The following is a 13,493-nucleotide window of genomic DNA, read 5'->3' as shown; positions in this document are numbered from 1 at the left end:
ACCCCGTCCGTCCGGGCCCCGGGGGCGTGTCCGCCGCGGGCCGCACCGCGGCCGGGCCCCGGGGAGCGGGCCCCTTAGGGTGGCCCCCCGCCGCCCCCCGGCGGCCTGCGGCTGCTGGGGGCTGCTACCTGTAGCGGTAGAGGATGCGGCCGCGGGTCAGGTCGTAGGGGCTGAGCTCCACGATCACCCGGTCGAACGGAAGGATCTTGATGTAGTTCTTCCGGATCTTTCCGCTGATGTGGGCGAGGACCTTGTGCCCGTTCTCCAGCTCCACCCGGAAGGTGGCGTTGCGCAGGCATTCGGTGACGGTGCCCTCGGTTTCCAGGGCGCCTGTTGTTCTCGGCAAGTTGACTCGCTTCCCCGTCGTGTGACGGTGGGTTCGGCAATGAATGGGACTGTGGAAGGTGCGGCGGCGGCGCGTCAGGCGCGCACCCATTCGACGGTGCGGCCCGCGATCCGGGCACCGACGCCCTCGAACAAGGCCGTGGCCGCCCGGTTGGACTCGTCGACCTCGGCCCGTGCGGTCGCGACCCCGGCGCGGTGCAGCCCGCCCAGGACCGAGGCCAGCAGCGCCTTGGCGATGCCGCGGCGGTGCTCGTCGGCCCGTACGGCGATCAGACCGATCCGGGGCTGGCGGGGCAAGGGCCCCAAGCGGACCATACCCACGTACCGGTCGCCGCGGGCCGCCACCGCGTAGGTCGAGGGGTCCACGACGGTGACCCCGGCCGGGAGCGACACGATCTCGGCCGGCATCCGCCACCAGCCGACCGCGGACCCGACCTCGTCGCGGATCGCCCGGTCCACGGCGCACAGCGGGTCCCGCTCCGCGCCTCCGAGGGGCACGATCCGCACGCCCGCGGGCGCCGACGCGTCGACGAGGCCCGTGCGGGCCGGGTCGGTGGGCACGAGGTACTCCCGCTCCCGCCGCGCGATCGTGAAACCGGCGCGCTGCCACCCGGCGGTCGATTCGAGGTCGTCCTCGTCGACCAGGGCGTGGAGGGGGACCGGCAGGTCCGCCACCATCGCGGCCGCGAGGCGGTCGAAGGCCGCGGCGTGCCAGGCGTCGACGCTGAGGAAGAGGCGCCCGTCCGGCCGGACCGACACGTCGCCGCGGCCGACCTCGCGGTCGTCCTCCAGGGCGTGCCATTGGTGTTCCGCGACGCGGGTGATCGTCGTGGCGCGATCGTCCGAGGTGGCGGGGTGAGCGGGGGTGTGGCGGTGGGGATCCATGGTGTTCGCCCTTTCGAGAGTGCCTTGTGGTCGAGGCACTCCCGGCGACACCTGCGTCAGCCGCCCACCGTGACGGAACGGGGGAGCACCCACTTGCATACAGCGTTCATGGGTCACACCTCCTAGGTCCGGTCACGTCCTTCGGCACCGTACCCGCCCGGGACCCGAGGAGGCGAATCCTTTTCCCCGGCACGCGGACCACGTACCGCGCTGCGGGTGCTCGGGCGGCTGATCCGCACCGCGGGCGGGTCGACCGGCCGACGCGCCGCGGGGATCCTCTGGGAGAGTCTCGTCGTACCGGTGGCGATCGCGCGCCGCCGGGGCCGCCCGCCGAACCGACCGACCACCCAGAGGACCCCGCCGCCCATGTCCATATGGCCTTCGATCGTCGCCGTACTCGGCACCCTGGCCGGCGCCCTGACCGCCGGGCTCATCCAGCACCGCTCGGCCCGCACCGCACGCGCCGAGGAACGCGCGGAGGGCCACCGGCAGGACCAACTCGCCGCCGTCACCGACTTCGCGGCGGCCCTGGACGCGCACCGCTCGGCGATGTTCCACCGGGAGCGCCTGGCCCTGGAGCAGGCGGGCGCCGAGCACCAGTTGGCGGCCCAGACCCGCTCGCACGACACCCGGACCGCCGTCACCGCGCCGCACATCCGCCTCCAGGTCCTCGCCCCGGAGTTGGCCGCTCACGCGGAGCGGGCGGCGGCAGCCACCTACGCGCTGCGCAGGGCGGCCGACCGGGCGGCGCTGGACGTCCGTCGACGCGAGGCCAAGGACGCGTCCGCCGCGTTCATCGCCGCCGCCGCCGGACTGCTCGGCCCCGGCGACCGCTGAGCGCAGGAGCGCCGGGAGCGGTCCGGGTGAATGGCCGAACTCCTGCGGAATCCGACTGACGTTCGCCTGGCGTATCCATCACCTTCACGCCAGGCTCCCTCTCCGGTACCCCGCGCACGATGTCCTGGGGGCGCTCCACCACTTCTCGATCGAAGCAGAGGTCCCTCCCACCATGGCAGATCTGAACCGCCGCCGCTTTCTCCAGCTCACCGGCGGCGCCGCCGCCCTGACCCTGCTGAACGACAGCATCGCGCGCGCCGCGGCCATCCCCGCGCAGGGGACGACCGGCACCATCGCCGACGTCGAGCACATCGTGGTCCTGATGCAGGAGAACCGTTCCTTCGACCACTACTTCGGTGCGCTGCGCGGCATCCGCGGCTTCGGTGACCCCCGTCCGGTGACCCTGCCCAGCGGGAAGTCCGTGTGGCACCAGAGCGACAACGCGGGCAAGGAGACCCTGCCCTTCCGGCCGCCGTCGGACGACCTCGGCATGGAGTTCCTCCAGGGCCTCAACCACGACTGGGCGGGCGGCCAGAGCGCCTTCAACAAGGGCAAGTACGACAACTGGGTGCCCGCCAAGACGCCCGCCACCATGGCCCACCTGACGCGCGAGGACATCCCCTTCCACTACGCCCTCGCCGACGCGTTCACCATCTGCGACGCCTACCACTGTTCCTTCATCGGCTCGACCGACCCCAACCGCTACTACCTCTGGTCGGGCCACACCGGCAACGACGGCAAGGGCGGCGGCCCGGTCCTCAACAACGCCGAGGCCGGCTACGGCTGGACCACCTACCCCGAGCGGCTCGAGGCGGCCGGGATCTCCTGGAAGGTCTACCAGGACATCGGCAACGGCCTCGACGCGGCGGGTTCCTGGGGCTGGATCAGCGACGCCTACCGCGGCAACTACGGCGACAACTCGCTGCTCTACTTCAACAACTACCGCAACGCCAAGCCCGGCGACCCGCTCCACGACAAGGCCCGCACCGGCACCGACGCCCGGACCGGCGAGGGCTACTTCGACAAGCTGCGCGCCGACGTCACCGCGGGCACGCTGCCCGAGATCTCCTGGATCGCCGCCCCGGAGGCCTTCAGCGAGCACGCCAACTGGCCCTCGAACTACGGTGCCTGGTACATCGCGCAGGTGCTGGACGCGCTCACCTCCAACCCCGACGTCTGGGCCCGTACGGCGCTGTTCATCACCTACGACGAGAACGACGGCTTCTTCGACCACGTCGTGCCGCCGTACGCCCCAGCCAACGCCAACCAGGGCCTGTCGACCGTCTCGACCGCCCTCGACGTCTTCCCCGGCAAGGCCGGCTACGTCGCCGGACCGTACGGGCTCGGCCCGCGCGTGCCGATGCTCGTCGTCTCGCCCTGGAGCACCGGCGGCTACTCCTGCTCCGAGACCTTCGACCACACCTCCGTGATCCGCTTCATGGAGCAGCGCTTCGGGGTGCACGAGCCCAACATCTCCCCCTGGCGCCGGGCCGTCTGCGGCGACCTGACCTCGGCCTTCGACTTCGCCCGCAAGGACACCGGGACGGCCCCCCTGCCCGACACGGGCATGTGGCAGCCGCAGGACCGCGACCGCCACCCCGACTTCCTGGCCACCCCGCCGGCCGTGGCGAGCATGCCCCGCCAGGAGAAGGGGCAGCGCTCGACGCGTCCGCTCAAGTACGCCCCCTACGTCGACGGCGCGGCCCTCACGGGCGAGGGCAAGTTCCGGCTGACCTTCAGCGGCGGCAAGGAGCTCGGGGCGCAGTTCTACGTCACCTCCGGCAACCGGACGGACGCCCCCTGGACCTACACCACCGAGGCGGGCAAGTCGATCGCGGACACCTGGAACACCGTCTACTCGGCCGGTGTCACGGACCTGACCGTGCACGGCCCGAACGGCTTCCTGCGCGGGTTCCGCAACCCCGGCACCACCGCCGGCCCCGAGGTCACCGCCCGCCACAACGCCGCCACCGGCAACCTGGACCTCACCCTCACCAACGCGGGGGCAGCCACCGCGACCCTGACGGTCACCAACGCCTACGGCGGCGGCCCCAAGCGCCTCACGGTCGCCAAGGGGGCCACCGTGACGTACAGCGTCCCCCTGAAGAACACCCGCCGCTGGTACGACGTCAGCGTCACCGCCTCCGAGACCGCGAACTTCGCCCGCCGCTTCGCGGGCAAGGTGGAGACCGGCGCGTCGGGGCTCTCCGACCCGGCGATCGTGACCGACCAGTCGTCCTGACCGACCAGTCGTCCTGACCGACCAGTCGTCCTGATCGACCGTCACCCCGACCGGACGCCCGCACCGACCCGCCCGTCGCACTGACCCGCCCGTCGCCGACCCGCGTCCCGTCCGGCCCCGCCCCGCGGCAGACCTCCACCGGTCCGCCGCGGGGCGTTTCGCGTGCGGGGAGCGGTGCGAACGCATTCGGCGCTGTCCGATCGTCCCAATCGCGGGCCCCGTCCTTCCCGTAATTTTGGGCGATTTCTCGAAAAGGAGGTTCCGGAAGGGGTGTTACTTTTCCCTGCACCAGACCTTTGTCGATCCCCTCCGCACAAACCGCCGGACAGCCGCCGACCAGATTCCCCCCGGGAGTTCCGTGCCCACCGCCGCGTCCCACCGTCCTTATGCCGCCCACCCCCACCTCCACGAGGACCTCCTCGTATTCACCGCGGATCGCGACGTGTGGACCGCCCCGGTGGGCGGGGGCGAGGCGCGGCGCTTCACCGACGACGGCGCACCCGCCGCCCACCCCCGCATTTCCCCGGACGGCACCCTTCTCGCCTGGACCTCGCACCGCGACGGCGCGCCCGAGGCGTACGTCGCCCCGCTCGCCGGCGGACCACCGCGCCGGCTCACCCACTTCGGCCACGCCCGCACCCGCGTCGCGGGCTGGACCCCGCAGGGCGAGGTCCTGGTCCTGAGCGCCCAGCACACCCACTCCCCGCTGGCCACCTGGGCCTGGGCCGTCGCCGTGGACGGCGGCGCGCCCCGCAGGCTGCCGTACGGCCCGGTCGGCGACCTCGCGCCCGGTCCGGACGGCGCGGTGCTGGTGCGCAGCGTGACGATGTTCCCGCAGGCCGCGTACTGGAAGCGCTACCGGGGCGGCGCCGTAGGACGCCTCTGGCTGGCCCGGGAGGACGGCCGGACGGACCCGCCGACGTTCGCGCGCTTCGCCCCCGCGGGGCACGACGAGCGCGCGGCCGACCTGGAGTGCCCGCTGTGGCTCGGCGGCCCCGGTCCCGGCGGCGCCCCGACACCGGACGCGCGCATCGGGTACCTCAGCGACGCCGGGGGCCGCGCCCGCCTCTGGTCCAGCGCACCGGACGGCTCCGACCCCCGCCCGCACACGCCCGACGGCGCCCACCCCGGCTTCGCGGCCCGCAACGCGACCACCGACGGAACGCGGGTTGTCTACCAGAGCGGCGGCGACCTCTGGTTGGTCGCCGACACGGCACCCGGCACGGAGCCGGTCCGCGTGGACCTCCGGCTGCCCGGTGTCCGCCGCGGCCGGGCCCCGTACCGGGTCCGCGGCGCCGACTGGACGGGCGACTTCGGCGCGGCGCACACGGGGGTGGGCTGTCTGCTCGAAATACGCGGAACGGTCCACCTGTGGCCGGGGCACGAGGGTCCTGACGCCGGGTCCGGCGGCGCCGTCGTGCTGTCGGCCCGGCCGGGGGTGCGGTGCCGGATGCCACGGGCCCTGGGGGAGAGCGGCGGCGTGGGCTGGGTCTCGGACGTCGACGGCGCCGACGCGCTGGAGGTCCTGGACGCGGGAGCGGTCTCGGACCTCGTGGCCCCTACGCTGGGCAGCGGGCGGGCCGGGTGTCCGCCCCGGGTGCTCGCGAGCGGGCGGCTGGGCCGCGTACTCGAATGGCAGGCCGCGCCCGACGGCCGGACCGCTGCCGTCGCGGCGCACGACGGCCGGGTGCTCGTCGTGGACCTTCCCACCGGCCGGGTCACCGAAGTCGACCGCAGCGTCCACGAAGAGGTCACCGGGCTCGCCTTCTCACCGGACTCCCGGTGGCTCGGCTGGTCCCACCCCGGCCCCGAGGGCCTGCGGCAGATCCGGCTCGCCCGGGTCGGCGGCGGGGGTCCCGTCGTCGAAGCGACCTGCGGACGCTTCCGCGACGAATCCCCCGCCTTCACCCCGGACGGCGCGCACCTGGCGTTCGTCTCGGACCGGGTCTTCGACCCCGAGTACCAGACCCACGTCCTGGACCTGGCCTTCCTCGCGGCCAAACGCCCCCACCTGCTGACCCTGCGCGCGGACTCGCCCTCGCCGCTCCTGGAGCCCGGCCCCGGCACCGCGCCCGCGGCGGCGACCACCACCACCGTGGAGACCGAGGGGCTGTCCGAACGGATCGTCCCCTTCCCGGTGGAAGCCGCCGAATACGGGCACCTGACCGCAGCGGGCGCCTGCCTGCTGTGGATCCGCACGCCCCTCACCGGCACCCTCGGCGACCGTTGGGCCGGCAGCGCCGTCGCGCCGCCGCGCCCGCGCATCGAGTCCTGGGACCTGGCCACGGGCACGCTCGGCACCGTCCGGGAAGGCGTGGACGCCTACGAGGTGAGCGGCGCGGGACGGCACGTACTGGTCCGCGACGGGGCGGAGCTCGTGCTCCGCGCCCTCGACGCCGTCCCGCGCGCCGCCGCCGGGCGCCCCCTCGCGGAAGGCGGCCCGCCCACCGACGACCTCGGCGCCGGGGACGGCGGGCGCGAGCGGGCCGTCCCGCTGGCGCCGATCGCCGTGACCGTGGACCCGGCCGCCGAGTGGGCCCAGGCGTTCGCCGAGGACGAGCGGCTGATGCGGGACAACGTCTGGCGCCCGGACCTGCCGCAGCTCGACGGCGACGGGCCCTGGGCCCGCTACCGCCCGCTGCTGGACCGGATCGGCTGCGCGGGCGAGTTCACCGACCTGCTCTGGGACGTGCACGGGGACCTGGGCTGGTCGCACGCCTACGTCTGGCCGCGCGCCGACCCCGGCGCCGGGGCGGGCCGAGGGCGGCCGGGACTGCTCGGCGCGGACCTGGTGCGCTCGGCGGACGGGGCCTGGAGGATCGCACGGATCGTGCCGGGGGAGAGCTCCGTACCGGCCGCCCGGTCCCCCCTGGCGGCCCCGGGGACCGGGATACGGGCCGGGGACGCCCTGGTGGCGGTCGACGGCCGGCCGGTGGACCCGGCGGCCGGACCGGCGCCGGACCTGTGGGGAACGGCCGGTCGCGCGGTCGAGCTGACCGTCCGTCCGGCCGCGGGCGGCGCGGACCGCCGGGTCACGGTCGTGCCGCTGGCCTCCGAGACCGCCCTGCGCCACCAGGACCTGATCCGCGGTCGCCGGGACCGGGTCCGCGAGCGGAGCGCGGGACGCCTCGGGTACCTGCACGTCCCCGACATGGTGGCGAGCGGCTGGGCCCAACTCCACCGTGACCTGCGCGCGGAGGCGGGCGCCGACGGGCTGCTCGTCGACTTCCGGGGCAACAGCGGGGGCCACCTCTCGGCGCTGGTCCTCGAACGGATCGCCCGCCGACCGGTGGGCTGGCAGCTGCGGCGCGGCGGCCGCCCCGAGTCCTACCCCGCCCTCGCCGCCCGCGGTCCGCTCGTCTTCCTGGCCGACGAACTGTCCGGCTCGGACGGCGACAACGTGGTGGCGGCGGTGCGGGCGGGCGCCCTCGGCCCGGTGATCGGGGTCCGGACCTGGGGCGGGGTCCGCGGCATGGAGGTGGCCCACGGCCTGGTCGACGGCACCCGGTTGGTGCATCCTCGCGGCGCGTTCTGGTTCGCCCACGGCGGCTGGGACCTGGAGAACCGCGGGGTGGAACCCGACCTGGAGGTGGTCCTCGCCCCGCACCACCGGGCCGCGGGCGAGGACCCGCAACTCGACGCGGCGATCGCCGTGGCACTGGACGCACTCGCCGTCACGCCCCCGCTGCGCGCCCCCGCCCCGCCCGCCCGACCTGGGGCGCCGCTTCACCGGCCCGTCAGCTCCACGGACATCCGTCAGACGCCCCCCAGTGCCGTGACACGGTGAACCTTTCCGGTCACGGCACCAGGGCGGCCAGGCTCGCCCGGGCGGCGCGTTCCCCCTCCGGGTAGGCGTGCGCCGCGGCCTCGCGCGCCGCCCCGGACAGCTGGCGCACCGCGTCCCGGGTACGGCCCATCCGGGCCAGGGCCTCGCCGTGCAGCGTCCGCAGCACCACCCGCCGCGGCGCCTGTATCGGCGGTACGGCCAGGGCCAGCCCGTGCGCGGCCTGCTCGGCCGCCTCCGCGTAGGAGCCGACGGCCAGCAGGTGCCGGGCGAGGTGCAGATGGGCGAGCGTGACGGTCTCGTCCGGGCCGCTGCGCCGCGCCTGTACGAGCGCCCGGTCGAGCTGCTCGCCGGCCCGCGCCCGGTGGCCCTGCCCGGACAGCGCGAGCGCCAGGTTGATCCGGGCCACGGCCTCGGCGGCCCCGTCACCCGCCCGCGCCGCGAGCGCGGGCGCCCGCTCCAGGTGCGGCAGCGCCCGCTCCGGCCTGCCCTCCTCGACCAGCACCCAGCCGAGCAGGGCGAGCGTGCGGGACTGCCCGCCCGGGTCGCCGTCCGCCTCGGCCGCCAGGAGCGCCTGCTCCAGCAGCGGCGCCCAGCCGTCCAGGGGCCGGCGCAGCACGAGCGGCCACTGGAGCAGCACGAGACGCCAGGCATGGCCGTGCAGCCGGGCGCCGACGGCCGCGGCCACCGCCCCGCGCAGGGCGTCCCGTTCGGCCGCGTACCAGGCGAGCGCGTCGGCGCGGCCGCCGAACTCCCGTACGGAGGCGCTCCCGTGGGTGGCGGACGGCAGGGCGCAGCACCTCTCGCTGCCGGGCTCGGCGGCGTCGGTCGCGGCGAGCAGGGTGTGCAACCAGTGGTCCAGCAGCCGGACCAACCCGGCCCGGTCGTCCGCCGGGGCGAGGGTCCGGGCGAAGAGCCGGACGAGGTCGGGCACGGCATAGCCCTGCGGGCCGGTCGGACGGAGCAGGTGCGCGTCGGCGAGCCGGTCCAGCAGGGCGGCCGCGCGGTGCGGCGGGCACCCCGCGAGCGCGGCCGCCGTCCCCGCGTCCAGCGCGGGTCCGGTGAGCAGGCCGAGCAGGGAGAACAGGCGCCGGGCCGGTTCCGGCAGGTGCCGCACGCTCGGGCCGAGCGCGGCGGCGACGCCCGTGCCCGTGCCCGCCAGGTCGAGCAGGGCCAGCCGCCGTGGCTCCTCGCCGAGTTCGGTGGCGAGGCGGGCCAGGCCCCCGTGCGGGCGGGTGGCCGCACGGGCCGCGACCACCCGGAGGGCGAGCGGGAGCCCCTCGCACCACCGCACGAGCCGGGCGGCGGGCTCGGCCTCGGCCTCGACGGCCTCCTCGCCCAGGACCGCCCCGAGCAGGGCGAGGGACTGGTCGTGGGGGAGGGGACCGAGCGCCAGCGGCCGGGCCGCGTCCGAGGCGACCAGGTCGGCGAGCCGGTCGCGGCTGGTGACGAGGGTGACGCAGCGCTCGCCGCCCGGCAGCAGGGGGCGCACCTGCGCCGCGTCACGGGCGTTGTCCAGGACGACCAGCAGCCGACGGTCCGCGGTCAGCGCGCGGTAGTGGGCCACCAGGGCCTCCGCGCCGTCGGGCATCCGCTCCGGCGGCACGCCGAGGGCGAGCAGGAACCCCTGGAGGACGGACGGGGCGTCGCGGGGCGCCAGGGAGCTGTAGCCGTGGAGGTCCACGAAGAGCCGTCCGTCGGGGAAGTCGCCCCGGCGCAGGTGCGCCCAGTGCACGGTGAGCGCGGTCTTGCCGATCCCGGCCCCGCCCGTGACCGTCACCAGGGGGCCGGGCAGTCCTGCGGTGAGCCGGTCCAGCGCGGCCGATTCGGCGCCCCGACCGGCGAATCCGGTGGTGCGGCGGGGCAGTGCGTCCGGGACCGGAACGGTCGCGTCCCGCGCGGCGCGGGGGTCGCTCGCGGGTGCGGGTACGGCCGGGGCCGGTGTGGGGGCGCCGGTCCGGGGGAGGGCCGCGTACGCGTCGGTGAGGGTCGCCCCCGGACCGGGCTCCCGGCGCCGCAGGCGCAGCTCCCGGGTCCGTACGAAGAGGTCCCGGGCGTCCTGCGGCCGGTCGGCCCGGGCCAGCGCCCGCATCAGCGCCGCGACCACGTGCTCCCGCAGCGGATGGGCGGCCGCCTCGGCCTGGAGCACGGCGACGGCCGGTCCGTGCTGCCCGAGCCGGGTGTGCGCCGAGGCCAGCTCCAGGGCTGCCGTCAGCCGCCGTTCCTCCAGGGCGCGGGCGGCGGCCTCCAGGAGCGGAGTGGGGGCGGTGCCCGTGAGGGCCGGCCCCCGCCACAGCGCGAGCGCGTCGCGCAGCAGGGCCGCGCATCCGTCCGGGTCCCGCGGCTGGCGGGCCCGTCGCAGCAGCTCGTCGAAGCGGTGCGCGTCGAGCAGTTCGTGGGGAGCGCGCAGGACGTACGAGGTTCCCCGGGTGGCGAGTTCGACCCCGGCCGACGGCGCCCCGTGCGCACCGAGCAGGGCGCGCAGGCGCGAGACGTGTCCCTGGAGCACGGTGCGCGCGTGCCGGGGCGGGGAGTCGTCCCACAGGGCCTCGGCGAGCTGGTCGAGGCAGACGGGAGCGTCGGCGTGCAGCAGCAGTACGGCGAGCACGCTGCGTCGTTTGGCCGGGCCGAGCGGGACCTGCCGCCCGTCCCGGGTCGCCACGGCGACCTCCCCGAGGACCCGGAACTCCATGCGGACACCCTTCTGGTGGATCGGCGGCGCGGCGGCCGGGCGGAGCGGGCGCGGTCGTACGGCCAACGCGCGACTAATGCTCAGCTAACACGCTCACTAATATCCGCAGCATAAGCAGAATGGAGCCCACTAACGAAATCATTCGACAGTAAATCGGAATCCCTAGTTCCGGCCAAAGAGGAATGCGCGCACGCGTCATGGATAACCCTTGGAGAGGGCTTTTCGGGTATGTGTGATCGTCTAGTGTTTACACGTGAAACTACATGTGCTCTCTGAGGAACATCCCGGGAATGGACTCGTCGGTAACTTGTTAGCCTCCTGGAGTGCCGCGGTGCAGTGGCGCTCAATCGAAACCAGGGGGAGGGTTGTATGGCACTCGAAAATGGCCGGGGCGAACCCGGGCCTGATACCCGGATATTCCTGAGGCAGGATTCCGTCTTCCTGGAATCCGAGGACGGCGTATTCCTGCGGAGCGGCGCCGGGGACTTCTTCGTGGCGGGGCCGCAGGCCTACGCCTGGCTGAGTCGCCTCGCCCGGGACCTCGCGGGCGGTACGACCCTGCGCGAACTGTGCGGGGACCTGCCCGAGGAGCGGGCCGGAGTCCTGTCGGGACTGGTGCGCCACCTCGCCGGGAACGGCTTCGTCCGCCTCCTCGCGGACGAACCCGACACCCTCCTCGACGCCGCGGAGCAGGAGGCCTTCGCGGAGCAACTCGCCTACCTCGCCCACCACACCGACACCCCCCGGGCGGCGCTGCGCCGGGTGCGGGACGCCCGGGTGGCCGTGCTCGGCGGATCCGGCCCGGATGCCGGGGCCCGGGCCGCGGTGCGGACCCTGGCGCGCAACGGCGTCGGACACCTCGCCCTGCTCGGCCCCGCCCGGACCGCGAGCGGAGCCGGAGCCGATGGCGAGGGCCCGGCCGACGGCGCCGATCCGGCGACGACCGCGGGGGAGCGGGCCCGGGTGGAGCGCTTGGCGGGCGCCTGGACCGGCGGCTGGCGGGAGGCGCTCACCGCCTGGCGGCCCACCGCGATCATCGCCACCGCCGACGGGGTGCCCGGCGCGGCCCTGCGCCCCCTGGCCGACCTCGCCCACCGCACCGGGGCGGCGCTCCTGACCGCCCGCAGCCTCGGTGACCTCGTCCTCAAGGGCCCGTTGGCGCCGCCGCCGGGGGCCCGGGACGCCGCCTGCTGGCACTGCGCGGCGCTCCAGCTCGCGGAGCACGCCGACCCGGCGCTGGCCGCCCTGATCCTGCGCGAGGACGCGCGGACCGCGTCGCGTGCCCCCTACCTCCGCGCACCGGGCACGCTCACCCCGCTGCTCTCGGCGGCCGTGGCGAGCGAACTCGCCACGGAACTCTTCAAGTACCTGTCCGGGGCCGTCGCACCGGACCTCGTCGGTGCGGTCGTCGTCCAGCGCGGCGACACCCTGGAGACCTGGCGCGAACGCCTGCCCGTACGGGCCGACTGCCCGTCCTGCGCGGCGCCCGTGGAGAGCGCCCTCAAGGAGCTCCGCGCGGGCGCGCTGGACCTGCCCGGATCCCCCGAGGACCGGCTGACCCGGTACCGCTCCGTGCTCGGACGCACCACCGCCCTGCTGCGCGCCTTCGACGACGACGACCTCCCGCAGACCCCCGTCCGCTCCGGCCTGGTCCGCACGGCCGAACTGCTGGGGCCCGGCTCCCACGGCTTCAGCGTCAGCACCTCCCACGAGGCGCGCGCCCGCGCCGTCGAACGGGCGCTGCGGCACGCGGCGGCCCTGGCCCCCGCGCCACTGCCCGTCCGGCGCGCCACCGAGGAAGGGCTGCGGGCCACCGGAGCGCGGGTGGCGGGGGCCGACGGTCCGGCAGGGGTTACGGCACCCGAGGCCGAACGGGACTGGACCCCCGCCCTGCGGCTGCGCGACGACGCGGTGGTGTGGGTGCCGCTCGAACGGGCCCTGGAGACCGGCGGGGTGGGCGTCGGAGCCACGGTGCGCGAGGTCGTCGGGTCCGCCCTCGCGGCACGGCTGTTGGCCGAGCGGCTGCGGGACTGGCTGGACGGCCTGGCCGTCGCCGGGCCGGTGGTACCGGCGGACCACGATCCGCTGTACGCCCCGTCGACCCTGGCCCTGATCCGGACCGGGCGGCTCACGCTCCAGGTGCTCGACTCCGGGACCGGGGACGGTCCGCCGGTGGTGCTCGCGCGGCACGCCACCCCCGACGGGGCCGTGGTCGCCCAGGTCGCGGCCATCGGCCCGGACCGGCGCGCCGCCGTCGCCACGGCCGTGCTCGAACTGTCCGGCCTGGTCGCGCATCCGGAGGCCGCCCGGGGACCCGGCGGTCCCTACCACCTGGTCTGCGGCCCCGATTGGCCCGCGCCGACCGAACCCCCGTTGGCACCGGAACACCTCGCGTCGGAGCCTTCGGAGCCTTCGGAGCCCCCCGGGCTGTCGCAGCCCCCGGAGCAGGCCAGCACCACGGAGCCCGGCGCGGCCGAAGGCCAGCCCGCGCACCAGGACGACCGCGCGGACCTCGGCGACCTGCTCCACCCGCTCGGCGCCGACCGCGACGCGCTGCTCCTGGAGCTGGCGCCCGCGGGGCTGCCCCGCACCCCCGCGGGAGACCGCGCGGCCCTCGTCGGCCGGGTCCTGCTCGTCGACGCGCCGCCGCCGCACGACAGGTCCTGATCGGCGGCGACCGGACCCACCCCCAGATGTCCCCCGCTGTC

7 protein-coding genes are annotated in these 13,493 nt (G+C 75.7%); 4 read left to right on the top strand and 3 right to left on the bottom strand.

Translation table 11 applies throughout. From position 1 onward, the window contains the following. Positions 1 to 124: 124 nt before the first annotated feature. Positions 125 to 346, bottom strand: a complete 222-nt coding sequence (gene infA / locus ACFWAR_RS28480) for a translation initiation factor IF-1 (RefSeq protein ID WP_354382123.1) — start codon at positions 344 to 346, stop codon at positions 125 to 127. A gap of 74 nt (positions 347 to 420) precedes the next feature. Continuing rightward, positions 421 to 1,230 (bottom strand): GNAT family N-acetyltransferase, encoded by an 810-nt coding sequence (locus tag ACFWAR_RS28475; protein WP_385782942.1) that lies wholly within the window; start codon positions 1,228 to 1,230, stop codon positions 421 to 423. A 366-nt stretch (positions 1,231 to 1,596) separates the two neighbouring features. On the opposite strand from ACFWAR_RS28475, the gene ACFWAR_RS28470 reads away from it, so the two are divergent. The 3 genes from ACFWAR_RS28470 to ACFWAR_RS28460 all read left to right on the top strand — a co-directional run bounded on the left by ACFWAR_RS28470 (position 1,597) and on the right by ACFWAR_RS28460 (position 8,096). Beyond that, positions 1,597 to 2,067, top strand: coding sequence for a hypothetical protein (locus tag ACFWAR_RS28470; protein WP_385782940.1), 471 nt, complete (start codon positions 1,597 to 1,599; stop codon positions 2,065 to 2,067). 172 nt (positions 2,068 to 2,239) lie between these two features. Continuing rightward, complete coding sequence (locus ACFWAR_RS28465; RefSeq protein WP_385782937.1) at positions 2,240 to 4,309, top strand: phosphocholine-specific phospholipase C; 2,070 nt, start codon at positions 2,240 to 2,242, stop codon at positions 4,307 to 4,309. A 358-nt stretch (positions 4,310 to 4,667) separates the two neighbouring features. Further along, positions 4,668 to 8,096 carry a PDZ domain-containing protein gene (locus tag ACFWAR_RS28460; RefSeq protein WP_385782934.1) on the top strand — a complete coding sequence of 1,143 codons (3,429 nt, stop codon included), beginning with the start codon at positions 4,668 to 4,670 and terminating at the stop codon, positions 8,094 to 8,096. 10 nt (positions 8,097 to 8,106) lie between these two features. Here ACFWAR_RS28460 and ACFWAR_RS28455 read toward each other — a convergent pair whose 3' ends face one another. Next, positions 8,107 to 10,785: a BTAD domain-containing putative transcriptional regulator gene (locus ACFWAR_RS28455; RefSeq protein ID WP_385782931.1), complete on the bottom strand. Its 2,679-nt coding sequence runs from the start codon at positions 10,783 to 10,785 to the stop codon at positions 8,107 to 8,109. A 369-nt stretch (positions 10,786 to 11,154) separates the two neighbouring features. Here ACFWAR_RS28455 and ACFWAR_RS28450 point away from each other — a divergent pair, with 369 nt between their 5' ends. Continuing rightward, positions 11,155 to 13,452 (top strand): TOMM precursor leader peptide-binding protein, encoded by a 2,298-nt coding sequence (locus ACFWAR_RS28450; RefSeq protein WP_385782929.1) that lies wholly within the window; start codon positions 11,155 to 11,157, stop codon positions 13,450 to 13,452. The last annotated feature ends 41 nt before the right edge of the window (positions 13,453 to 13,493 follow it).

It is taken from the genome of Streptomyces sp. NPDC059917, from assembly GCF_042730635.1.
Classification (GTDB): domain Bacteria; phylum Actinomycetota; class Actinomycetes; order Streptomycetales; family Streptomycetaceae; genus Streptomyces.
Note: the sequence above shows the minus strand (reverse complement) of the source record. Positions and strands in the feature narration are given on the sequence as shown.

Bases quoted from the DNA above. Each gene is read 5' to 3' on its own strand.
- ACFWAR_RS28475 (WP_385782942.1), bottom strand. From the start codon at position 1,230: ATGGATCCCCACCGCCACACCCCCGCTCACCCCGCCACCTCGGACGAT.
- ACFWAR_RS28470 (WP_385782940.1), top strand. From the start codon at position 1,597: ATGTCCATATGGCCTTCGATCGTCGCCGTACTCGGCACCCTGGCCGGC.
- ACFWAR_RS28465 (WP_385782937.1), top strand. From the start codon at position 2,240: ATGGCAGATCTGAACCGCCGCCGCTTTCTCCAGCTCACCGGCGGCGCC.
- ACFWAR_RS28455 (WP_385782931.1), bottom strand. From the start codon at position 10,785: ATGGAGTTCCGGGTCCTCGGGGAGGTCGCCGTGGCGACCCGGGACGGG.
- ACFWAR_RS28450 (WP_385782929.1), top strand. From the start codon at position 11,155: ATGGCACTCGAAAATGGCCGGGGCGAACCCGGGCCTGATACCCGGATA.